We start from the raw sequence: 21614 nt of genomic DNA on the forward strand, positions 1-21614 counted from the left end.
GTGAGCCGCGCCGCCGAAGAGACCAACCGCCGCATGCTGCGGGCCCGGGACGCCATGGACCGCGCCTACGCGCAGCCGCTGGACGTACCGGCCCTGGCCCGGATCGCCCATGTGTCCCCGGCGCACTTCACCCGCACCTTCCGCGCCACGTTCGGCGAGACACCGCACCGCTATCTCCAGCGGCGCCGTGTCGAGCGGGCGATGTTCCTGCTGCGGGAGACAGACCGCAGCGTGACCGACATCTGCTTCGCGGTCGGCTTCGGCAGCCCGGGGACGTTCAGCCGCACCTTCAGCGACATCGTCGGCCGGTCACCGAGGACGTACCGCAAGCAGACCTCGGCGATCGCCGTACCCACGTGCTTCACGAAGGCGTGGACCCGGCCGAGGGCCTCGGCCGACTGAGCAGTTTTGGATAAGTTTTCGTCCGGCCCGCTCGGTAGCGTGAGGCGCATGTTCACCGCCATCACACACTCACAGATCTACGTCCTCGACCAGGACGAGGCCCTCGACTTCTACGTCGGCAAGCTCGGCCTGGAGGTCAACACCGACGCCGACCTCGGCTTCATGCGCTGGCTCACCGTCAACGTCCCCGGCCACCCGGACCGGCAGATCCTGCTGGAGCGACCGGGGCAGCCGGCGCTGTCCGAGGAGACGGCGGCCCAGGTCCGCGACCTTCTCACCAAGGGCGCCATGGGCGGCCACCTCATCTTCAGCACCGACGACTGCCGCAAGACGTGCGAGACCCTGCGCGGCCGCGGCGTCGAGATCACCGATGAACCCACCGAGCGCCCGTACGGCATCGACTGCGGCGTACGCGACCCCTTCGGCAACAGCATCCGCTTCACCCAGCCGAACGACTAGCCGCGCCGGCCGTCGGTGCCCGGGTACGGCCGTTGGATACGGTCCGCGTCCCGCACCGGGTGCACCGTGACCACCGGCTGCCCGTCGGTGAACAGGATGCACTCCCGCGCCTCGGCGGGCAGCTCGCGCCACGCCCGGTCCACGTCTTACCCGAGCGCGTCCAGGATGTCCCGCAGGTTCTTCCCCTGCCAGGTGCCGGGCCACGCCGCGATCGCACCCTCCCGGATCGACAGCGACGGATCGGGGACCAGCAACTCCTCGGTGGTCCGGTGCACTTGGCCCAGCCCATGACACTCCGGACACGCCCCGGCCGCGGTATGGGGCGAGAAGGCGTCGGAGTCGAGCCGCTCGGCCCCCGCCGGGTGGTCACCGGCCCGGGAGAACAGCATCCGCAAGGAGTTCGAGAGGTTGGTGACCGTCCCCACGGACGAACGGGACGTCGGCGCCGAACGCCGCTGCTGCAGCGACACCGCCGGCGGCAGCTCGGTGATCTCCCCGACCTTCGGCGCCCCCACCTGATGGATCAGCCTGCGGGCGTACGGCGCGACGGACTCGAAGTACCGCCGCTGCGCCTCGGCGTAGATCGTCCCGAACGCCAACGACGACTTCCCCAACCCGGAGACCCCGGTGAACACGGCCAGCACGTCCCGGGGGATGTCGACGTCCACACCCTTGAGATCGTGCTCGAGGCCGACGAGAACCGTGACGCAGGACTGCGGGCCGCCGACCGCATCGAGCAGGCTCTCGGCAATCCTGCGGACCAGCGCGGCACCATCGAGAGCGCATCCGACACCATCGGCGTCATGGGCCGGACCGTGGCGGCGCCGGCCGGTGCGGCGACCGCCGTGCAGCAGGCCGTGGTAGCGCTCTTCTGAGGCTGTTCCCTCTGTGTCCTACGCGGAGGGAACCCGCGCCCTGTCCACGATCCGGGCGAGCCGTCGGTAGGAGTCCAGCAGCGCGTCACGGTCGTGCGTGCTGGTGGTGACGAGGACCTCCTGCGCGCCCGTCTCCTTGAGTACGGTCTCCAGCTCGTGCGCCACCTGGTCCTCCGTGCCGGCGATGTGGCCGGTGAGGCCGGACTCGTAGAGGTCGCGTTCCTTGGCGGTCATGGTGAGTGCCTCGACGCGCTCCGCGGCAGGCAGGGGTGGGAAGGTGCCGTGGGTGCGGGAGTGGGCCATGGACCAGGCCTCCGGGATCAGGAGGCGGCGGGCCTCGTAGGGGGTGGCGGCGACCGCGATCGTGCCGGAGATGACGACGTACGGCTCCGGCGCCCAGGGGGAGGGGCGGAAGTGGTTGCGGTAGTGGTCGATGCCGCGCCGCATCTTCTCGCGGTTGCGGAGGTCGCCGATGACCATGGGCAGGCCCGCCCGGGCGGCGACGGCGGCGCCCTCGCCCATCGCGAGGACGAAGGGCGGGACGGTCAGGCCCTCCGCGGGGCGGGCGTGGACCCCGGTCGGGGAGGTGCCGGTGAACCAGCCGAGCAGTTCGTCGAGCTGGGCGGCGAAGTCGTCGGCGGCGTCCTTGTCGCGGCCCACCGCCTTGCGGACGCCGTCCGTGAAGCCGACCGAGCGGCCCAGGCCCATGTCGACACGGCCGGGGAAGAGGGACTCCAGCACGCCGAACTGTTCGGCCACGACCAGGGGGCGGTGGTTCGGCAGCATCACGCCGCCCGTGCCGACCCGGATGCGCCGCGTCGCGGCCGCCACGGCCGCCGCCAGGACCGTCGGCGCGGAACCGGCGACACCGGGCACGCCGTGATGCTCCGACACCCAGAACCGGTGATAGCCGAGAGCCTCCACCTCCTGCGCGAACCGCACGGTGTCGCGCAGCGCCTCGGCGTTCGAGTGCCCCTCGCGGGTGCGGGAACGGTCGAGGACGGAGAGGCGCGCCGACGTCCGTGGCGAGCCGGAGGAACCGCGTGCTTTCGACTCGGTGGGCATCTGCCGGCCTCCTGTGCTGACTCCGTGGTCCGCGTCGTATCCGTCCGCGATGTGCCGGGGACATCTATTCGACGCCGGGGGAGGTGGTTGGTATTCCAGTGGGGAGGCATTCTTCCTCTGGCGTTTTCCCCGTGCGGATCGGGGACACCGAAGACGAAGGGGCTCGGCGGGCCGAGCAGGGGGTTGGGGCATGACGGGGGCAGAACGCAGGGGCCGGTCGCGCGGTGAACTCATCCGGCAAGGGGCGCAAGCGCATTTCGTGGGCCGTCGTGCCCAGATCTCGCTGTTCGTCGAGAACCTGGCGAAGGACCCCCTCGCGGAGACGGATCCGGCCGCCTTCCTGTTCCATGTGCGGGGCGTCGGCGGGGTGGGCAAGTCCACCCTGCTGCGTCAATGGCAGGAGGCGGCGCGACGCGCGGACGCGGTGACCGCGGTGGTGGACGAGAACGACGTCCACGACGTGCACCAGGCCATGACGGAGATGGCCCGCCAGCTCGGTCAGCAGACGGGCCGGCTCAAGGACTTCGACCGGGCGGCCGAGCGGTACCGGCGGGAGCAGGAGGCGGCCGCGGAACCGACGGCGGCGTCAGGCGCGGCCGAGGGCGAGGTGTCGGCGTCGAGCCGGGTGGGGGCGGAGGTGTTACTCGGTGCGGCGTCGCTGGTTCCGGTGGTGAGTACGGTCGCCGCGATGGCCAGCCCGGACACCGTCGCTCAGGGGGTGCACCGCCTGCAGGCCGGATTGAGGGCGCATGAGCGGCGAGGACGGGGCGGCGACCCGACCGGACTGAGCCGCGCGTTCGTCGCTGAGCTGGGCCGGCTGTGCGACGGGCACCGCTGGGTGGTGCTGTTCTTCGACACGTGGGAGGAGACCGCCCGCTACCTGGACGAGTGGCTGCGTGACCTGTTGCAGGACGCTTACGGACCGCTGTCGGCCAATGTCGTGGTGGTGCTGGCCGGGCGTGACGAACTCGGGGAACGGGAGTGGTCCTCCCTGCGCGCGTGGGTGGCGGACGTACCGCTGGACGTCTTCACCGAGGCGGAGACCCGGACGTTGCTCGCCGCGCGGGGCGTGACGGAGACCGCGGTGGTGGAGGCGGTGCTGCGACTGTCGATGGGGTTGCCGCTGCTGGTCGAACTCCTGGCCCTGGCACGGCCCGACTCCGCCGACGACGTGGACGCGGGCGGGGACGTTGTGGACAGCGCGGTCAAGCGCTTCGTGCAGTGGATCCCGGACCTGCGACACCGTGAGACCGTGCTGGCGTGCGCGATCGCGCCGTATCTGAACGAGGACGTCTTCACCGCGGCGGTACCGCAGGAGGCGGAAGGACTGTGGGAGTGGCTGTGCCGGCAGCCCTTTGTCAGTGGCCACGGTGACTTCAAGCAGTACCACGCGGTGGTGCGGTCGAGCATGGTCCGCCAGCAGCGCGCACAGTCCCCCCAGCGCTGGACCGCGGCGCATCTGCGGCTCGCCGAGGCGCACGCCGCCTGGCGGGCCGATACGGAGCGGGGCCTTCCGGAGGCGAAACGGTGGGACGATCCCGGCTGGCGGCGGCACCGTCTGGACGAGACCTACCACCGGCTGTGCGCACATCCCGCGGCCGAACTGCCGGCCGCGGCGGAACTGACCGTCCATGCCGCCGGCCATGACACGGCGATCCTGCGGCAGTGGGCCGACACCCTGGGGACGGCGGCCCGCGACACCGACGACGCCGCCCTCCTCGACTGGACGAGCCGCCTCCAGAACGCCGTCGCCGGAGACGATCCCGGTCTGACGGTTCTCGGCACCCTGCTCCGTCACGCCGGTCTGAGCACCGGCGCACGGTCCTGGGCCCACAGTTATCGCGGCCGCATGCTGTACCTCGACAACCGGGAAGAGGAAGCCCTGGCCGAACTGGACTTCGCCGTCGCCACAGACCCCCGCAACGCCCGCGCCTGGGCGTATCGCAGTGAGGCCCACCGGCTGCTCGGCCACATCGATTCCGCGCTCGGTGACGTCGCGACCGCGCTCACTCTGAGCCCGGGCGACGCCTGGGCGCTCGGCGCTCGTGGGGGAATCCTGGTCCAGGCCGGACGGATCGAGGAAGCCATCGTCGACCTCACGGCCGCACTCGACATCGATCCGCAGGACGCGTTCGCCCTCTCCCAGCGAGGTGAAGCCCATCGCCTGGCCGGACGCCCCGGCCAGGCGATCTCCGACTTCACGGCCGCGCTCGCCATCGAACCCACGACCGACTGGGCGCTGGCCGTACGAGGAGAAGCCAACTCTCAGGCCGGCCGCTACGCGGACGCCATCGCCGACCTCACCGCGGCCCTCGGCCTCAACGCCAAGAACGCCTTCGCCCTCGGGTGCCGTGGTCAGGTGCACCGCCTGGCCGAACGCTACGACGAAGCGATCGCCGACTTCACGGCCGCGCTCGCCATCGAACCCACCCTCGACTGGGCGCTGGCCGAGCGAGGTGAGACCCACCGGATGGCCGGCCGCAGCGCCGAGGCCGTCACCGACCTCACCGCGGCCCTCGGCCTCAACGCCAAGAACGCCTTCGCCCTCGGGTGCCGTGGCCGGGCCCACCGTGACGCGGGCCGCTACGAGGAGGCCGTGGCCGACTTCACGGCCGCGCTCGTCTTCGAACCCGCTCTCGACTGGGTCCTGACCGACCGGGCGGACACCCACCGGCTGATGGGTGCCTACGAGGAAGCCGTGGCCGACTTCACCGTGGCGCTCGACCTCGTCCCCGCCGTCGACTGGGTCCTGGGGGCTCGCGGTCTGGCCCTCCGGCTGGCGGGTCGTCACGAGGAGGCCCTGGCCGACTTCACCGCCGCCCTCGAGCTGGACCCGACGCTCGGCTGGGTCCTCGCCGAGCGGGGCGAGGCCCTCCGGCTGGCGGGTCGTCACGAGGAAGCCCTGGCCGACTTCACCGCCGCCCTCGAGGCCGACGCCCGGAACGCCTTCGCCCTCGGAAGCCGAGGGCAGGTCCATCAGGAAGCCGGCCGCTACGAGGAGGCGATCGCCGACCTGACCGCCGCCCTCGAGCTGGACCCGACCCTCGACTGGGTCATGGAGGTCCGCATCGAGGCACTGTCTCAGCTGGGCCGTTGGGACGAGGTCATCGCCGCCTTGACCACGGTCCTTCAGGCCGACGCCCGGAACGCCGGCGCCCTCGGCCGGCGCGGTCTGGCTCACATCGAGGCGGGTCACTACGAGGAGGCCGTGGCCGATCTCACCGCCGCCTGCGAACTCGACCCCACGGTCCGCGAGGACGCCCTCGGAGCCCGCGGCGAAGCGCACCGGGTGGCGGGCCACTACGACGAGGCGATCGCCGACTTCACCGCCGTCCTGGAGATCGACCCCGGGCACGCACTCGCCCTGGGATGCCGTGGCCAGGCTCACCGTCAGGCAGGTCGCCACGAGGAAGCCGTGGCAGACCTCACGGCCGCGCTCGAACTGGACCCCGGCGTTGCCTGGGTCCTGGCCGAACGTGGCGAAGCGCACGGTCAGTGCGGCCGTTACGAGGAGGCCGTGGCCGACTTCACGGCCGCGCTCGAGACCGGCCCCGCCCTCGACTGGCTGCTCGCGTTCCGCGGCCAGGCTCACCGTCAGGCGGGTTACTACGAGGAAGCCGTGGCCGATCTCAACGCCGCGCTCGAGATCGATCCGCACTACACGTGGGCGCTTGCGCAGCGGGGTGAGGCTTACCGGCTGGCGGGGCGTTACGAGGAGGCGGTGGCCGACTTCACGGCGGTCCTCGACCTCGCGCCCGACTACGCCTGGGCGCTCGAAACGCGCGGTGAAGCGCACCGGCTGGCGGGTCACCACGAGGAGGCGGTCGCCGACTTCACGGCCGCCCTTGGTCTCGATCCCGCCAACGCGTTCGCTCTGGGGTCCCGTGGCCAGGCGCTTCAGCGCATGGAGCGTTACGAGGAGGCCGTCGCCGATCTCACAGCCGCGCTCGAGCTGGACCCCACGCTCGACTGGGCGCTGACAGAGCGAGGTGAGACCCACCGGTTGGCGGGCCGCCATGAGGAGGCCGTGGCCGATCTCACCGCGGCCCTCGAGCTCTCGCCCGGATCGGCCTTCGTCTTCGCGGCCCGCGGTCAGGCTCACCGTCAGGCGGGGCGGTTGGACGAGAGCATCGCCGACCTGTCCGCGGCGATCGGGATGGATCCCCAGTACGTGTGGGCGCTCGCGCAGCGGGGTGAGGCCCACCGGCTGGCGGGCCGCTACGAGGAGGCCGTCGCGGATCTGACGGCGGCCCTCGACCTCGCGCCCGACTACGCCTGGGCGCTCGAAACGCGCGGTGAAGCGCACCGGCTGGCGGGTCACCACGAGGAGGCGGTCGCCGACTTCACGGCCGCCCTTGGTCTCGATCCCGCCAACGCGTTCGCTCTGGGGTCCCGAGGCCAGGCCCATCAGCAGGCGGGTCGCCCTGAGGAGGCCGTCGCCGACCTCACCGCGGCCCTCGCTCTCGCCCCCGACCTGCACTGGGCGCTGGGTTCCCGGGGCCTTGTGCACCGGCTGGCGGGCTGTTACGACGAAGCGGTGGCGGACCTGACCGCGGCTCTGGAGCTCTATCCCGGGGACCGATGGGCCCTTGCCCAACGCGGTGAAGCCCTGCGACTGACGGGCCGCTGCGAAGACGCGGTGGCCGATCTGACCGCCGCACTCGACCTCGGCCCGGTTGACGCCTGGACTCTGGGCTCCCGAGGCCAGGCCCATAAGCAGGCGGGGCGTTACGAGGAGGCCGTCGCCGATCTCAGCGCCGCCCTGGACCTCGCCCCGGACTACGAGTGGGCGCTCGCGCAGCGCGGTGAGGTCCACCGGCTGGCGGGCCGCTACGAGGAGGCCGTCGCCGACTTCACCGCCGCCCTCGACCTCGTACCCGATGACGCCTGGACTCTGGGCTCCCGTGGTCAGGCGTATCGGGGACTGGGCCGGCTCGACGAGGCCGTCGCCGATCTCACCGCGGCCCTCGCTCTCGCCCCAGAGTATGACTGGGCGCTCGCGCAGCGCGGTGAGGTCCACCGGCTGGCGGGCCGCTACGAGGAGGCCGTCGCCGATTTTACGGCGGCTCTCGAGCTCGTACCGGATGACGTCTGGGTGCTGGGGTCCCGCGGCCGCGCCCATCGGGTGGCGGGCCACTACGACGAAGCCATCGCCGACCTCACCGCGGCCCTCACCGTCGATGCCACTTTGGACTGGGTCTTTGCCCAGCGAGGTGAAGCCCACCGGCAGGCCGGCCACTTCGAGGAGGCCATCGCCGACTTCACCGCCGCACTCGAACTCGATCCCGGGTACTCCTGGGCGCTCGGGCGGCGAGGCGTCACTCACCGGGAGGCGGACAACCACGATCGTGCGCGGGAGGATCTCACGGCGGCGGACGCATCCGAGCCGGAAAATCCTGCCTTTCTGTTCGAAAGGCTCATGCTGGACACGATCGTGTCGGGCCCCGCGACCGTCCGGGCGCGGTGGAGCGAACTGCTCAGCTCTTCGCCACAGACGCCGGACGCTGACTCCACGCGGTTCTTCGGCCTGTTCCGGACGCTGTTGCTCGAACCGGAGACGGACCCCACCGAGGACGTTCTGGCGTTCCTCGCACAGGATCCGGATCGCGACGCCATCACAGACCTGCTGCACTACCTGGCCGAACTCGCCGGTGCGGAGGCGGAGATGGCGGAACGAGCGCGGCAGTGCCACCGACTGATCACGGAACGCACAGCGCAGTGACCCGCTGCTACAAGGGGGCCGCCGCGTGAACGCCCTCGTGCTCGCAGGCGTCGTCGATGCCGTACGTGTCCCACGCCGGGAAGGGGTCCGGGGAAAGCGTGCCGTCGTCCGGCGCCATGAGGCAAGTCGCGAGTGCCCTGTGCAGCTCCGCGTGGTCCAACCCCGTGCCGATGAACACCAGTTCCTGCGCGTACGGTGCCTCGTCGTCGCGCGCCGCGGACGGCTCGAAGCGGGCCACCGAGCCGGCCTGTGACCACAGGCCGGTGACGTGGGGGCGGCTGGCCAGGGTGAAGAAGCCCTTGGAGCGGAGGACGCGGCCGTACGCGCCGCCGTCCAGGTGCTCCGTCACGAACGTCCACAACCGGGCCGGATGGAAGGGGAGTTCGGAGCGGAAGACCGTGGAGGAGACGCCGTACTCCTCGGTCTCGGGGACATGCTCGCCGTTGAGTTCCCGGACCCAGCCCGGCGCCTGTTGGGCGCGCTCCAGGTCGAACAGGCCGGTGCCCAGGACCTGTTGGAGGTCCACGCGGGCGTGGCGTGCGTCGACGATCCGGGCGACGGGGTTCAGCCGGTGCAACGCCGCCCGCAGCCGGGTCGCGGCGTCCGTGTCCACCAGGTCGAGCTTGTTGAGGACGATGACGTCCGCGAACTCGATCTGGTCGACGAGCAGATCGCTGACCGTGCGCTCGTCGTCCTCGAAGGGGGCGAGCCCGCGCTCGGCCAGTTCGTCGCCGCTGTCCAGCTCGGGCAGGAAGTTGGCCGCGTCCACGACCGTGACCATGGTGTCCAGGCGGGCGACGTCCCCGAGCGTGGCCCCGTCGTCGCGGGCGAACGCGAAGGTGGCCGCGACGGGCATCGGTTCCGAGATGCCCGACGACTCGATGAGCAGGTGGTCGAAGCGGCCCTCCCGGGCCAGCCGGTCCACCTCCTCCAGCAGATCGTCGCGGAGGGTGCAGCAGATACAGCCGTTGGTCATCTCGACCAGGCGTTCCTCGGTCCGCGACAGCGCGGCCTCGCCGCCCCGCACCAGGGCGGCGTCGATGTTGACCTCGCTCATGTCATTGACGATCACGGCGACGCGCAGGCCCTCGCGGTTGGCCAGGACATGGTTGAGCAGCGTGGTCTTGCCCGCCCCGAGGAACCCGGACAGGACGGTGACCGGCAGACGGTCGTAGGGCATCGGGGCTCAGCCCTCGGGACGCAGCAGGCCGCGCTCGTAGGCCTTCACGAGGTTCTGCGGTACGAGGTGCTGGACGCCGTCGATCGTGACGGGCACCAGTGACGGGGTGGTCGCCTTCCACTGCGCGCGGCGGTGACGGGTGTTGCTGCGGGACATCTTCCGCTTGGGGACAGCCATGACAGGGACCTCCTCGGTGGGACAGCGAGCACCGAGGACGCTACATGAAAATGGATCCCATTAACAATTGGCCGCCCATGGGGTTGCCGGGTTCTAGGGTGGAGCGCGTGACCGACAGCAGCAGACCGCCCGTCGCCGTGTTCGACCTGGACAACACCCTCGCGGACACGGCTCACCGGCAGCGCTTCCTGGAGCGCAAGCCCCGCGACTGGGACGGCTTCTTCGCCGCCGCGCCCCTGGACCCACCCCTCGCGCAGGGCATCGCGCTGGTCCTGGAGAGCGCCGAGGAGTGCGAGGTCGTCTATCTCACCGGCCGGCCCGAGCGCTGCCGACAGGACACGCTCGACTGGCTCGCCGCCCAGGGACTGCCCGAGGGCCGTGTCCACATGCGGCGCGACAACGACCGCAGGCCCGCCCGGCGAACCAAGCTGGAGACCCTCCGCCGGCTCGCCCGCACCCGTGAGATCCGGGTGCTGGTGGACGACGACGAACTGGTCTGCGAGGACGCCGAACGGGCCGGATTCACCGTCGTACGGGCGCGCTGGACCGCCCCCTCCGCCGCGCTGAGGACCGCGCAGGAGCGGGAGGGGCGGACCTGAGCCGGTGCCGCTAGTCCGACTCGTCCAGGCGGAAGCCCACCTTCAGGCCCACCTGCCAGTGCGCGACCTGTCCGGCCTCGATCTGGCCCCGCACCTGGGTCACCTCGAACCAGTCGAGGTTCCGGAGGGTCTCTGAGGCACGGCCGATGCCGTTGCGGATGGCCTGGTCGACGCCGTCGGGCGAGGTGCCGACGATCTCGGTCACCCGATAGGTGTGATTCGTCATGGCTCCACCGTGCCCCAGGTGGCGGCGGAGCGCGAGCCGTCCGTCACCGCACCGTGCTCAGCGACAGCGCGAACCGGCCCTGTTCGTCCGTCCACCAGTGGGCCAGTTCCAGGCCCGCGGCGGACAGTTCGGCCCGCACACCCTCCTTCCGGAACTTCGCCGACACCTCGGTGTGCAGCTCCTCGCCCGCCGCGAAGTCGATGGCGAGATCCAGCGCGGGGATCTTCACGGTCTGTGCCGTACGGGAGCGCAGCCGCATCTCGATCCACTCGTTCTCCGCGTCCCAGAGCGCCACATGGTCGAACGCGCCGGGATCGAAGTCGGCCCCCAGTTCGCGGTCGACGACGGTCAGGACGTTCTTGTTGAACGCCGCCGTCACCCCTGCCGCGTCGTCGTATGCCCTCACCAGCACGTTCTCGTCCTTGACGAGGTCTGTGCCGAGCAGCAGGGCGTCGCCGGGGGAGAGCAGGGCGCGGACCGAGGTGAAGAACTCCGCCCGCTCGGCCGGCAGCAGATTGCCGATCGTGCCGCCGAGGAACGCCACCAGCCGGGGGCCCGGTGTCCCGGGCAGGGCGAGCTCGGCCGTGAAGTCGGCGATCAGGGCGTGCACGTTCAGCGCCGGCCGCTCCGCGATCAACGCGTGCCCGGCCTGCGTGAGGGCGCTCTCGCTGACGTCGACGGGCACGTACGTGTGCAGGTCGCTCAGCGCGGCGATGACGTACCGCGTCTTCTCCGAGGAGCCGGAGCCCAGCTCGACGAGGGTGCGGGCACCGGAGGCCGCCGCGATCTCGCCGGCCCGGGCGACGAGGATCTCCCGCTCGGCGCGGGTCGGGTAGTACTCGGGCAACTCCGTGATCCGGTCGAAGAGTTCGCTGCCGTGGGCGTCGTAGAACCACTTCGGCGGCAGGGTCTTCGGTGTGCGGGTCAGGCCGCGCAGGACGTCGGCGCGCAGGGCGGCCTCGGTGGCGTCCTCGGGCAGGGTGCGGGTGAGAAGGAACGGGCTCACGTACGGGGCTCCTTCGACGGTGCGATGGCCGAGGCGGCGTCACTCGGCTCCTTCAGTGGGGTGAGCAGCACGTCGGTGCGGCTCGCCGCGAGCAGGGTGCGGTCGGGGACCTCCTGCCAGTGCGGATCGTCGTCATAGGGCTCGGAAGCGACGACCGTGCCGCGGGAGCACGTCAGGTACCAGAGGGTGTCGCCCCAGGTGGTCGCGGCGATGGTCTCGCCGTTGGTGAGGAGGAGGTTGAGGCGCGAGCCGGGGGCCGCCTCGGCGACCTCCAGGACCGTGTCGGCCAGTGCCTGGCTCTCGTCGTCGCCGGCGCGGAGGCGGGCGAGGACCAGGGCCCAGACGAACGCCGAGTCGTTGCGGGCCTCCATCGACAGCAGGTCGGCGGCGGGCAGTGTCGGGGTCAGCGGCGCCAGGGAGCGCGGCCAGCCCTTGACCGCGCCGTTGTGGCTGAACAGCCACGACCCGCTCGCGTACGGCGCCGCCGCGGCCTCGGCGTCCGCGCCCGCCAGCGTGGCGTCCCGGACCGCGGCGAGCAGTGCCGAGGTCCGTACGACCCGGGCCAGGTCCGCGAAGGACTGGTCCGCCCAGATGGGCCCGGCCCGGCGGTAGCGGGCCGGCGCCGGGTCGCCCTCGGCGTACCAACCGACCCCGAAACCATCGGCGTTGACGGTGCCGTAGCGCTGGTGCCGGGGCGCCCAGGACTGGCGGTACAGGCTGTGCGGGGGCTCCGTGAGGAGCCGCCCGAGCGGCTCCTCGTCGCCCAGATACGCCAGATGACGGCACATCAGACGCCCTCCGCGGAACGGGCGGTGCGGAAGCCGGAGAAGATCTGCCGCCGGATCGGGTAGTCCCAGTTGCGGAACGTGCCCCGGCAGGCCACCGCGTCGACGGCGAACGAACCGCCGCGCAGCACCTTGTGCTCGGGGCCGAAGAACACCTCCGAGTACTCCTTGTACGGGAACGCCTCGAAGCCCGGGTACGGCTGGAAGTCGCTCGCCGTCCACTCCCAGACATCGCCGATCAACTGCCGTACGCCGAGCGGGGATTCGCCCTCAGGATAGCTGCCCGCCGGGGCCGGGCGCAGATGCCGCTGGCCGAGGTTGGCGTGCTCGGGCGCCGGGTCGGCGTCACCCCACGGGTAGCGCATCGAGCGGTCCGTGGTGGGGTCGTGGCGGGCGGCCTTCTCCCACTCGGCCTCGGTGGGCAGCCGCCGCCTGGCCCAGCGGGCGTACGCGTCGGCCTCGTACCAGCTCACGTGCACCACGGGCTCGTCGGGCGGCACGATCTCGGTGACGCCGAAGCGGCGGCGCAGCCACTGGTTGCCGTCGCGCCGCCAGAACAGCGGGGCGTCGATGTCGTGCTGCCGGATGTAGTCCCAGCCGGCCGGCGCCCACCATCGGTCGAGCCAGTAGCCGCCGTCCTCGATGAACTCCTGGTAGGCCTCGTTGGTGACCGGAGCCGTGTCGATGTAGAACGGCGCCACCTCCCGCCGGTGCGCCGGGCGTTCGTTGTCCAGCGCCCACGGCTCGTCGGAGGTGCCCATCATGAACGGGCCGCCGGGCACCAGGACTTCGGCCGGGCCGGTGTGGAGGGGTGCGGGGTCCGGGTCGGGGGCGGTCAGGGCCTGGGGGCCCGTGCGGAGCTGATGGGTGATCAGCATCGTCTCGTCGTGCTGCTGTTCGTGCTGCGCGATCATTCCGAAGGCGAACCCCGCCTCGGTGAGCCGCGTGCCGTGGAACGCGGTTCCCTCCAGCAGGTCCAGGACCCGGCCGCGCACCTCCGCCGCGTACCGCCGGGCCTCGTCGGGCGGGAGCAGCGGCAGCTTCGGCCGTTCCGCGCGCGGGTGCTCGAAGGCGTCGTAGAGGCCGTCGATCTCGGGCCGCATCGCCTCCCGCCCCGCGACACCCCGCAGCAGCCAGAGCTCCTCCTGGTTGCCGATGTGCGCGAGGTCCCACACCAGCGGGGACATCAGCGGCGAGTGCTGGGCGGTGAGGTCGGGGTCCTCGACACAACTGGTCAGCAGCGTCGTGCGGTCGCGCGCCGTGGTGAGGGTGAGCAGCGCCCGGACGCGGAGCGTCTCGGCGTCGTCGGTCATGAGCGGAGGTCCTTCCCGTGCAACCGGTCCAGCAGATCGTCGGCGGGGCAGCGGCCCTGGAGGACGTACCGCTCCAGGTATGCCGCGACGGCACCCTTGACCTCGGCGGTCGCGCCGATCCGGGGCAGGGCGTCGAGGGCGGCGGTGAAGCACTGGACGGCCACGTCGTGCAGTTCCGGGTCGGCGAGGCCGGTGCGGGCCGCGTCGAGCCACAGCGGGTTGTGCGGGGCGGGCAGCCCCAGCGCCCGCTCGGCCAGCGGCTTCACCGCGCGGTAGGCGGTCTCGGCGGCCTCGGGGTCGTCGAAGAGCGCCGTCGTCACGGCGAGCGGCACGATCCAGCCGTCGTCGCCGGGCTGGGCGTCGATCATGCGCAGCTCGAGGTGGCCGCGCGGTCTGATCGGCGGGAACAGCGTGGTGAGGTGGTAGTCGAGGTCCTCCCGGGTCGGCAGCCTCGGTGCCGCGGAGCGGGTCCAGTCGCGGAAGGTCATGGCGTCCGGGACGTCCCAGGCACGGTCGTCCTGGCGGATGCACATCACCGGGGCGTCGAGCACGTGCCGCGCCCATGCCTCGCGCGGGTCCCCGTCCAGCGGGGGAGCGCCCGCGCGGCCCGCGCCGATCTCCATCCACAGCAGCTGGCGGGTGGAGACCCAGCCGGTGGGCTCGCGGCCGGCCAGCGGGGAGTTGGCGAACGCGGCGACCAGGACCGGGCCCAGCTGGTGGGCCAGCCACCAGCGCCGCCCGTGCCCGAGCGGCCCTGGCTCCTCGTAGCCGGCGTCCAGGCACACCTGCACGGAGGCGGAGGTGCACATCATGGCGCGACCGGCCGGGCCGGTGCGGTCCAGGCACGCCTCCATGGCGTCGTAGCGGGGTTCGTGCAGAAACCGGCGGGGTGAGTGCCAGGGATCGTGGCCGACGCCGACGAGGCCGAGACCGTGCCCGGCGAGCGCCGCGCGGACGGCGTCGAGGTCGGCAGAGACGGTGCTGATGCACTCCGTCAGGGAGGCGGCGGGCAGGGAGCTCAGCTCCAGCTGGCCGCCGGGCTCGACGGTGAGCGCCGAGTTCAGCGGAACGGTCCGCAGTGCGGCGTAGGCCGCTTCGAGCCGTTCGGGTGTGACGGGGAGCTGCGGCAGGCGCAGCTCGTGGACGAGCCATTCCACCTCGACCCCGACGGTGCGGGGTGGTCCGGTCTTGAAGCAGATGCCCCGGACGAGGGCCTCCACTTCGGCGGCGGACAGAGCGGTGCGGGGCTCCGTACAGTCGCTACAGTCGGTAACCGAATCGGACATGTCGGGATCCTCCTGAGATTCCACCATGCCGCCGGCCCGGATGATGTTGGCCGGACCGGCAGAACTCGTCCCACCCAAAACCCTCGCGGCGAATCGCACAAGAGTGCATATCGTCGTAATCGGGGCTGACGATCTCCGTTTTCTATGCGTTTGCTGGGTGTTTCGAGGCCGGGAAACTCCGTTGCACCGTATGACCAGCATCGCCCACGATGTCTGCATGAGCACGACGGGGGAGCGCGCACGGCGCGCGTTCGCGGCGCCCACGGGGGTGGCGCCATGAGCGCGCGCCTGCGTGGCATCGCACAGCAGACGGAGCAGATCGTCGAGGCCGGGTTCTACCGCGCCTCCGACGGACGCGAGGTGTCCATCGCCGCGCGGACCGAGGCCGCACGGGCCGGTACGCGGATGTACGGGCCGGATCCCGTGCCCGTGCCGGAGAGCCCGCCCGGCGACACGCTCGTCGAGGTCACGGGCGAGAGCAGCCTGGAGGCCGCCCGCCGGCTCGGCGGTGTGCCGGCCGTCCTGAACTTCGCCTCGGCCCGCAACCCGGGCGGTGGCTATCTCAACGGAGCCCAGGCCCAGGAGGAGGCCCTGTGCCGAGCCTCCGCGCTGTACGTCTGTGTACGGGAGGCCAGGGATTTCTACGACCACCACCGCGCCCACCGCGACGCGTTCTACACGGACCGTGTCATCCACTCACCGGCCGTGCCCGTGTTCCGGGACGACCGCGGCCGTCTGCTGGACGAGCCGTACACCGCCGGCTTCCTGACCGCCGCCGCGCCGAACGCGGGCGTCGTACGGCGTACGGTGCCGCAGCGCACGGCCGAGCTGCCGCACGCACTGGCGGTGCGTGCCGAGCGGGTGCTGGAGGTGGCGGCGGCCGAGGGCTACCGGCGGCTGGTGCTCGGCGCGTGGGGCTGCGGGGTGTTCCAGAACGACCCCGTGCAGGTGGCGGGGGCGTTCCACGCACTGCTGAGGCCGGACGGGCGGTTCGCGTCCGCGTTCGAGCACGTGGTGTTCGGGGTGCTGGACCGCACGCCCGGCCGCGTGGTGCGGGGGGCTTTCGAGAAGACCTTTCAGGTCCAGCCGTAGCGCTCGTGCAACCGCTGCCTGACCAGGTTGAACCGCATCCGGTCCAGCGCACAGGCCTCCCGGCGCATACCGTCCTCGTGCAGTCGCAGGACGCGGTCGACGTCCACCCAGGAGTCCCGGCCGGTGCGGTCCCAGGGGCCGCTGCCGATCGCCACCCACTCCCGGTCGCCGTCGTGGCGCTTGCTGGACAGCTGCACGGCGAGGAACGTTCCGGCGGCCTCCCGGGCGACCACGAGCACGGGCCGGTCCTTGCCGCGTCCGTCGTTCTCCTCATAGGGCACCCAGGTCCACACGATCTCGCCCGGGTCGGGGTCGCCGTCGTGCGCGGGTGAGTACTCGGTGCGCACCCGGCCCACCTCGCGGACGTCGGCCTCGGTGGTCGCGGTGGGGCCGAAGCGGCCGGGGACGTTCTCATCGGTAAACGCAGTCACGGGGGCACCTTAGAGGCTGCCCCCGTGATCAGGCGTGACGGGTCACTTGTCGTCCATCGGCACCTTCTGAACCGGCGGCGGCGTCGCGATCCCGTTGAGGGACGAAGTGCCCGCCGGTTCCTGCCCGTTCTGGTTCATGGACGCCAGCAGCTGACGTGCCAGCCCCAGCCCGGTGCCGCCCATGGTGAGCGCCTTGGCGAGCATGTCCGCCATGCCGTCGGCCCCGTTGAGCACCACCATGTTGTCGACGCTGCCGAACGCGGACGCACCCGCCCTGACGATCTCCGGCCAGTTCTCGGCGAGTTGCTGCGCGACCACCGCCTCCTGGTTCTCGGCGAGAGCGGCGGCCCGTGCCTTGATGGCCTCCGCCTCGGCGAGACCCTTGGCCTTCGTCGCCTCGGCCTGTGCCAGACCCCTGGCCTGAGCCGCCGCGGCCTCCGCCTCACCGGTGGCCCGGGTCGACGCCGCCATGGCCGTACCCCGGGCCTTGGTCGCCTCGGCCTCGGCACCCGCGGCCGTCTTGACCCGGGTCGCCTCGGCCGCCGCCGCGAGCTCCGTCTCCTTCGCCTTGGCCTCGGCCGCGGAGATGCGTGCGTCACGCTCGGCCTCGGCGAGCGTGCGCTTCTCGTAGGCCTGGGCGTCCGCGGGCTTGCGGACGTCCGCCTGGAGCTGCTGCTCCCGCCGGTTCGCCTCGAGTTCGGCGATCCGGGTCTCCTGGACGACGACCTCCTGCCGGGCCGCGGCGTCCGCGAGCGGACCGGCCTGGCGCGCCTTCGCGCCCGCCTTGTCCCGCTCGGCCTGGTAGCCGGCCTGGAGGATCTCGCTGTCCCGGGTGGCCTCCGCCATCCGTGCGAACGACTTCTGCTCGGCCTCCGTGGCCAGCCGGTTCGCCTCCGCCTGCGCGATGCGCGCGTCCCGCTGGACGGCCGCCGCGTGCGGCATCGCCAGGTTCTGGATGTACCCGGTCGGGTCCTCGATCTCATGGATCTGCAGGGAGTCGACGATGAGCCCCAGCTTCTCCATCTCCGTGCCGCAGGCGGCCCGGGTCTGCCCGGTGAGCTTCTCCCGGTCGCGGATCATCTCCTCGACGGTCAACCCGCCGACGATGGACCGCAGATGACCGGCGAACACGTTGTGCACCCGCTCCGACATCAGCTTCTGCTGGTCGAGGAAACGGCGCCCCGCGTTGGCGATCGACACGAAGTCGTCGCCCACCTTGAAGATGACCACGCCCCGCACCTTGAGCGGAATGCCCTGGTGGGTCACGCAATCCACGTGCAGCTCGGTCTCGTTGAGGTCCAGCGAGAGCTTGCGCACCGCCTGCACGCCGGGCAGCACCAGCGTGCCGCGCCCCGTGACGATGCGGAACCCCATGCCTTCCTCGAGGCCCTCGGTCTTGTGCTTGGAGCCGGAGATGATGAGCGCCTCATTGGGCTCGGCCACGCGCCACATCATCTTGAACACACCGATCAACGCGAGGACGGCCAGTACCGCGACCCCCGCAACGACGCCGATGACCATCGGCATTCGCCCCCTTTGGATGGTGCCCTTTCGGCACCGAACGAAGGGAGTGTGCGCCTCGCCGAGGCCGGGGTACAGACCCTTGCGGATCCTTGTCACAACCTTGACGCATACCGCTCTCACCTGCGGTGGAGCATGCTCAACTGTCGTACGCCGCCTGGACGTAGACGGTCCTCGGCGCCTGGTACTCCACCACCATCACCACGGTGCCCCGCTCGATACGGTCCGTGCCGGTCGCCGCGTAGGCGAGAAAGTGCTCGGCGCCGCCCCGCACGCGGACGATCACCTCGCCGACGAGCCCGGGCCCCACCGTTCCGGTGACCCGACCCATGAGCCCGACCATCGACGCATCGTCCATGGTCACAGGGTAAGGGCCGAACGCCGTCACGCGGCCGGGGAATCCGTCGCGATCTCCCGCACCGGCGGCCACGCCTCGTGCCAGCGCAGTTCCGCCTCCAACTGCGCGGCCAGCGAGACCAACAGCGGCTCGCTGTTCGCCGGACCGAGCAACTGCGCCCCGACGGGCAGCCCTTGGCCGACGAACCCGGCGGGGACGTTGACACCGGGCCAGCCCAGCACGTTCCACGGCCAGGCGAAAGGACAGGCGGCGATCATGGCGCGGTCGGTGGCCAGTCCGCCCAGCTTCAGCATCGAGCCGATGCGCGGCGGGGGAGCGGCCGTGGTCGGCGCGAGGATCACGTCGTACGACGTGAAGAATCCGCCGATACGACGGTGCAGGACCGCCTCGGCCCGCCGCGCCGCCCGCAGCGGTGCCCCGCCGAGCAGTCGGCCGAGTCGGGCGGCGTCCCGGGTGCGCCGGTCGAGCAGCGCGGGGAAGGGGGCCTCGCCGACCCGCTCGGCGAGGCCGACGGTGGCGCGCGGGATGAAGGTGAGCCCGATCTGCCCGTACGGGGGGTCGGCCTCCTCGACGGTGTGCCCCAACGCGGCGAGTTTCTCGGCGAGTTCGACGACCTTCGCCCGTACCTCGGGCCGGAGCCGTGCGGGCAGCGCGGTGAACGGCGGTTTCAGGGCGAGCGCGATGCGGAGCCTGCCGGGGTCGCGTCCGACGGCGCCGCAGGCGTCGATGCCGGGCGGCCGGTGCGGGTCGAGGTCGTGGTTGCCGCTCGCCGCGTCCAGCAGGAGCGCGGCGTCGGCGACCGTGCGGGCCAGGGTGCCGTTGACGGTGATGCCCTGGAAGGACTCGCCGAGCGGCCAGGTGGAGATGCGGCCGCGTTGCGGCTTGATGCCGATGAGATGGGTCCAGGAGGCCGGGATGCGCACCGATCCGGCGCCGTCCGAACCGAGCGCGGCCGGTACGAGGCCGGCGGCGACGGCGGCGGCCGAGCCGCCCGAGGAGCCGCCCGGGGTGTGCTCGGCGCTCCATGGATTGCGGGTGGCGCCGAAGGCGGGCCCCTCGGTGAAGGGCCACTGCCCGAACTCGCAGGTGTTGGTCTTGCCGACGACGACGGCTCCGGCAGCCCGCAACCGCCGTACGGCTTCCCCGTCCTGGGCCACCGCGGGGAACTCTCCCTGGCAGCCGAACGCGGTCGGCTCGCCCGCCACGTCCATGTCGTCCTTGACGGCGACGGGTACGCCGAGCAGCGGCCTGCGCACTCCGGCGGCGAGTTCCTTGTCCGCCGCGTCCGCCTCGGCGAGCGCGGCCTCGGCCCGGACGACCCGGAAGGCGTTGAGGGAACCCTGGCTGGTGGCGATCCGCTCCAGGGCCTGCTCCACGAGGGCCCGGGAGGTCACCTCCCCGTCGGCCAGGGCGCGGGCCGACTCCGCCAGGCCTGTGGCACGGTCGAGCGCCATGTGAACCCCTCCGCGTTTGGAGCGCGTTGTCTACCGAACGGTAACCTGTGGAAGCGCTGTCCCGGAACGCTCGTGGCGGGGGCGGAAGTCCAGTGTGCGGCACAGCTTTCCCACAGGGCTCACCAGGTCGTGCGCAAAGCATTGACGCGATTCGGCCTCGCCCCTACCTTCTGATCGACTTTCCGAACCTCGTTCGGCATGTCGGACATTAGAGCCGCGTTGTTTGTTTGTCCGAGGGAGAGCCGCCCGTGACCACACGACCCCCCGCACCGTCCCGTCGTACCCTGCTGCGTGCGATGGCGGCCCTGCCCGCCTCGGCCGTGCTGATGGGCGGCCTGCCCGGCGCGGCCTTCGCCGCCGCCCCGCCGAGCGGCTCCGCGACCCGCTACACCATCGTGCCGTTCCTCAACAGCAACGACGGCACGGTGAACGTCTACCAGTCGGACGACGCCCTCGACTTCCGGCTGCTGAAGTCCTCGGCCTACACCCCGCCGAGCAACAGAATCCGCGACGCCAGCATCTTCAAGCACACCAACGGCTACTACTACATCACCTACACCACCCACACCTGGCAGGACGCCAGCACCACGATCGGCTTCGCCCGCAGCTCCGACCGGGTCAACTGGACCTTCCTGTACGACTACACGGTCCCGATCACCAATCTGTCCCGGGCGTGGGCGCCGGAGTGGTTCGTCGACAGCGACGGCAGCGTGAGCGTCATCGTGTCCTGCTCGGTCACCAGCGACGAGTGGATCTTCACGCCGTATCTGCTGAAGGCGACGAACTCCGCGCTGACCGCGTGGAGTTCACCGGTGGCCCTCTCCGGCATCGGCTCGAACCACATCGACACGTTCCTCGTGAAGATCGGCTCGACGTACCACGCGTTCACGAAGAACGAGACGACCAAGTACATCGAGTACGCGACGGCCTCCTCGCTGACCGGCCCCTACACGATCTCCAGGACCGGCGACTGGGCCGGCTGGGGCAGCTACCGCGAGGGTCCGGCGCTCGTCCAGCTCGACAACGGCGCCTGGCGGCTCTTCTTCGACGGCTACGGCGACGGCAACTACTACTACAGCGACAGCTACGACACCTTCGCGACCTGGTCCGCCCCGGCGGCCCTGCCCGTGGTCTCCGGTACGGCCCGTCACTTCACGGTGATCAAGGAGACGGTGACGGGCGGCCCGAGCCTGGCGAAGAACGTCACGCGGTCCTTCCAGTCGGCCAACTACTCCACCCGTTACTGGCAGACACAGTCCTCCCTGCTCAACCTCCCGGTGGTGACCAGCTCCAGCACCACCGCCGAGAAGACGGCGTCGACCTTCACCGTCGTGGCCGGCCTCGCCGACTCCAACGGCTACTCCTTCCGCGACTCCTCCGGCAAGTACCTGCGCCACTGGGACTTCCGCGCCCGCTTCGACGCGAACGACGGCACGTCGACGTTCGCCAAGGACGCGACGTTCGTCGCCCGGACGGGAACGGCGAGCGGCTCGATTCGCTTCGAGTCGTACAACTACCCCGGTTACTACCTGCGCCACTACAGCTACCAGCTGCGGGTGGATCGTTCGGACGGCACGGACACCTTCCGTCAGGACAGCTCGTTCACGCCGGTGACGGCCTGGGCCTGACCTGCACACCTGTTGACGTGGGCCCCCAGAACCGG

At 71.4% G+C, this 21614-nt stretch carries 19 protein-coding genes and 1 pseudogene; 7 read left to right on the plus strand and 13 right to left on the minus strand.

Annotated features, from left to right (window positions below):
* Both OHU89_RS42040 and OHU89_RS42045 read left to right on the plus strand, forming a co-directional pair.
* Positions 1–402 carry a helix-turn-helix domain-containing protein gene (locus tag OHU89_RS42040; protein WP_405650420.1) on the plus strand — a complete coding sequence of 134 codons (402 nt, stop codon included), beginning with the start codon at positions 1–3 and terminating at the stop codon, positions 400–402.
* Between the two features lie 48 nt (positions 403–450).
* On the plus strand, positions 451–861 hold the full coding sequence (locus OHU89_RS42045) for a VOC family protein (RefSeq protein WP_361557629.1): 411 nt from the start codon (positions 451–453) through the stop codon (positions 859–861).
* Between the two features lie 14 nt (positions 862–875).
* Here OHU89_RS42045 and OHU89_RS42050 read toward each other — a convergent pair.
* Positions 876–1529, minus strand: a pseudogene (locus OHU89_RS42050) (ABC transporter); the annotation flags it as partial.
* A 12-nt stretch (positions 1530–1541) separates the two neighbouring features.
* Between OHU89_RS42050 and OHU89_RS42055 the strand changes: the two are divergent.
* Positions 1542–1736, plus strand: a complete 195-nt coding sequence (locus tag OHU89_RS42055) for a hypothetical protein (protein ID WP_405650421.1) — start codon at positions 1542–1544, stop codon at positions 1734–1736.
* 18 nt (positions 1737–1754) lie between these two features.
* Here OHU89_RS42055 and OHU89_RS42060 read toward each other — a convergent pair whose 3' ends face one another.
* Positions 1755–2801 carry an LLM class flavin-dependent oxidoreductase gene (locus OHU89_RS42060; protein WP_405650423.1) on the minus strand — a complete coding sequence of 349 codons (1047 nt, stop codon included), beginning with the start codon at positions 2799–2801 and terminating at the stop codon, positions 1755–1757.
* A gap of 259 nt (positions 2802–3060) precedes the next feature.
* On the opposite strand from OHU89_RS42060, the gene OHU89_RS42065 reads away from it, so the two are divergent.
* Positions 3061–8523 carry a tetratricopeptide repeat protein gene (locus tag OHU89_RS42065; RefSeq protein ID WP_405650425.1) on the plus strand — a complete coding sequence of 1821 codons (5463 nt, stop codon included), beginning with the start codon at positions 3061–3063 and terminating at the stop codon, positions 8521–8523.
* 7 nt (positions 8524–8530) lie between these two features.
* On the opposite strand, the gene OHU89_RS42070 is transcribed toward OHU89_RS42065, so the two are convergent.
* Together OHU89_RS42070 and rpmF are read right to left on the minus strand one after the other, a co-directional pair.
* Positions 8531–9703, minus strand: a complete 1173-nt coding sequence (locus tag OHU89_RS42070; RefSeq protein ID WP_405650426.1) for a GTP-binding protein — start codon at positions 9701–9703, stop codon at positions 8531–8533.
* Between the two features lie 6 nt (positions 9704–9709).
* On the minus strand, positions 9710–9880 hold the full coding sequence (gene rpmF, locus OHU89_RS42075; RefSeq protein WP_266885087.1) for a 50S ribosomal protein L32: 171 nt from the start codon (positions 9878–9880) through the stop codon (positions 9710–9712).
* Positions 9881–9987: 107 nt separating this feature from the next.
* Between rpmF and OHU89_RS42080 the strand changes: the two genes are divergently transcribed.
* Positions 9988–10479: a hypothetical protein gene (locus tag OHU89_RS42080; protein WP_405650428.1), complete on the plus strand. Its 492-nt coding sequence runs from the start codon at positions 9988–9990 to the stop codon at positions 10477–10479.
* A gap of 10 nt (positions 10480–10489) precedes the next feature.
* Here the strand turns inward: OHU89_RS42080 and OHU89_RS42085 are convergent, their stop codons facing one another.
* Genes OHU89_RS42085 through egtA form a run of 5 tightly spaced genes read right to left on the minus strand, consistent with a single transcriptional unit; the run spans position 10490 to position 15095 of the window.
* Positions 10490–10705, minus strand: a complete 216-nt coding sequence (locus OHU89_RS42085) for a dodecin (protein ID WP_405650430.1) — start codon at positions 10703–10705, stop codon at positions 10490–10492.
* A gap of 43 nt (positions 10706–10748) precedes the next feature.
* The gene (gene egtD / locus OHU89_RS42090; protein WP_405650432.1) at positions 10749–11711 is read right to left on the minus strand and encodes an L-histidine N(alpha)-methyltransferase; all 963 of its coding nucleotides are present in this window, start codon (positions 11709–11711) and stop codon (positions 10749–10751) included.
* A complete protein-coding gene (gene egtC, locus OHU89_RS42095) occupies positions 11708–12499 on the minus strand; it encodes an ergothioneine biosynthesis protein EgtC (RefSeq protein ID WP_405650433.1) in 792 nt (263 codons plus the stop codon). The genes egtD and egtC overlap by 4 nt, the downstream gene beginning before the upstream one ends.
* The gene (gene egtB / locus OHU89_RS42100; protein ID WP_405650435.1) at positions 12499–13809 is read right to left on the minus strand and encodes an ergothioneine biosynthesis protein EgtB; all 1311 of its coding nucleotides are present in this window, start codon (positions 13807–13809) and stop codon (positions 12499–12501) included. The genes egtC and egtB overlap by 1 nt, the downstream gene beginning before the upstream one ends.
* Positions 13806–15095 (minus strand): ergothioneine biosynthesis glutamate--cysteine ligase EgtA, encoded by a 1290-nt coding sequence (gene egtA / locus OHU89_RS42105; protein WP_405650436.1) that lies wholly within the window; start codon positions 15093–15095, stop codon positions 13806–13808. Before egtA ends, egtB begins: the two co-directional genes overlap by 4 nt.
* 276 nt (positions 15096–15371) lie before the next feature.
* On the opposite strand from egtA, the gene OHU89_RS42110 reads away from it, so the two are divergent.
* Positions 15372–16187 carry a TIGR02452 family protein gene (locus OHU89_RS42110; protein ID WP_405650437.1) on the plus strand — a complete coding sequence of 272 codons (816 nt, stop codon included), beginning with the start codon at positions 15372–15374 and terminating at the stop codon, positions 16185–16187.
* Here the strand turns inward: OHU89_RS42110 and OHU89_RS42115 are convergent.
* From OHU89_RS42115 to OHU89_RS42130, 4 genes are all read right to left on the minus strand, one after another.
* Positions 16172–16618, minus strand: coding sequence for a type II toxin-antitoxin system PemK/MazF family toxin (locus tag OHU89_RS42115; RefSeq protein ID WP_405650439.1), 447 nt, complete (start codon positions 16616–16618; stop codon positions 16172–16174). The genes OHU89_RS42110 and OHU89_RS42115 overlap by 16 nt on opposite strands.
* 42 nt (positions 16619–16660) lie before the next feature.
* Entirely contained in the window at positions 16661–18145 is a 1485-nt protein-coding gene (locus OHU89_RS42120) for an SPFH domain-containing protein (RefSeq protein WP_405650440.1), read from the minus strand.
* Between the two features lie 133 nt (positions 18146–18278).
* A complete protein-coding gene (locus OHU89_RS42125) occupies positions 18279–18497 on the minus strand; it encodes a hypothetical protein (protein WP_171139045.1) in 219 nt (72 codons plus the stop codon).
* 26 nt (positions 18498–18523) lie between these two features.
* Positions 18524–19951 (minus strand): amidase, encoded by a 1428-nt coding sequence (locus tag OHU89_RS42130; protein WP_405650441.1) that lies wholly within the window; start codon positions 19949–19951, stop codon positions 18524–18526.
* A gap of 248 nt (positions 19952–20199) precedes the next feature.
* On the opposite strand from OHU89_RS42130, the gene OHU89_RS42135 reads away from it, so the two are divergent.
* Positions 20200–21579 (plus strand): AbfB domain-containing protein, encoded by a 1380-nt coding sequence (locus OHU89_RS42135; RefSeq protein WP_405650443.1) that lies wholly within the window; start codon positions 20200–20202, stop codon positions 21577–21579.
* The last annotated feature ends 35 nt before the right edge of the window (positions 21580–21614 follow it).

Source organism: Streptomyces sp. NBC_00019 (genome assembly GCF_045041015.1).
In the GTDB taxonomy this organism is placed as follows: domain Bacteria; phylum Actinomycetota; class Actinomycetes; order Streptomycetales; family Streptomycetaceae; genus Streptomyces.

Coding starts and splice junctions, on each gene's coding strand:
- OHU89_RS42045 (WP_361557629.1), top strand. CDS start 451: ATGTTCACCGCCATCACACACTCACAGATCTACGTCCTCGACCAGGAC.
- egtB (WP_405650435.1), bottom strand. CDS start 13,809: ATGACCGACGACGCCGAGACGCTCCGCGTCCGGGCGCTGCTCACCCTC.
- OHU89_RS42085 (WP_405650430.1), bottom strand. CDS start 10,705: ATGACGAATCACACCTATCGGGTGACCGAGATCGTCGGCACCTCGCCC.
- OHU89_RS42130 (WP_405650441.1), bottom strand. CDS start 19,951: ATGGCGCTCGACCGTGCCACAGGCCTGGCGGAGTCGGCCCGCGCCCTG.
- egtA (WP_405650436.1), bottom strand. CDS start 15,095: ATGTCCGATTCGGTTACCGACTGTAGCGACTGTACGGAGCCCCGCACC.
- OHU89_RS42070 (WP_405650426.1), bottom strand. CDS start 9,703: ATGCCCTACGACCGTCTGCCGGTCACCGTCCTGTCCGGGTTCCTCGGG.
- egtC (WP_405650433.1), bottom strand. CDS start 12,499: ATGTGCCGTCATCTGGCGTATCTGGGCGACGAGGAGCCGCTCGGGCGG.
- rpmF (WP_266885087.1), bottom strand. CDS start 9,880: ATGGCTGTCCCCAAGCGGAAGATGTCCCGCAGCAACACCCGTCACCGC.
- OHU89_RS42110 (WP_405650437.1), top strand. CDS start 15,372: ATGAGCGCGCGCCTGCGTGGCATCGCACAGCAGACGGAGCAGATCGTC.
- OHU89_RS42125 (WP_171139045.1), bottom strand. CDS start 18,497: ATGGACGATGCGTCGATGGTCGGGCTCATGGGTCGGGTCACCGGAACG.
- OHU89_RS42120 (WP_405650440.1), bottom strand. CDS start 18,145: ATGCCGATGGTCATCGGCGTCGTTGCGGGGGTCGCGGTACTGGCCGTC.
- OHU89_RS42060 (WP_405650423.1), bottom strand. CDS start 2,801: ATGCCCACCGAGTCGAAAGCACGCGGTTCCTCCGGCTCGCCACGGACG.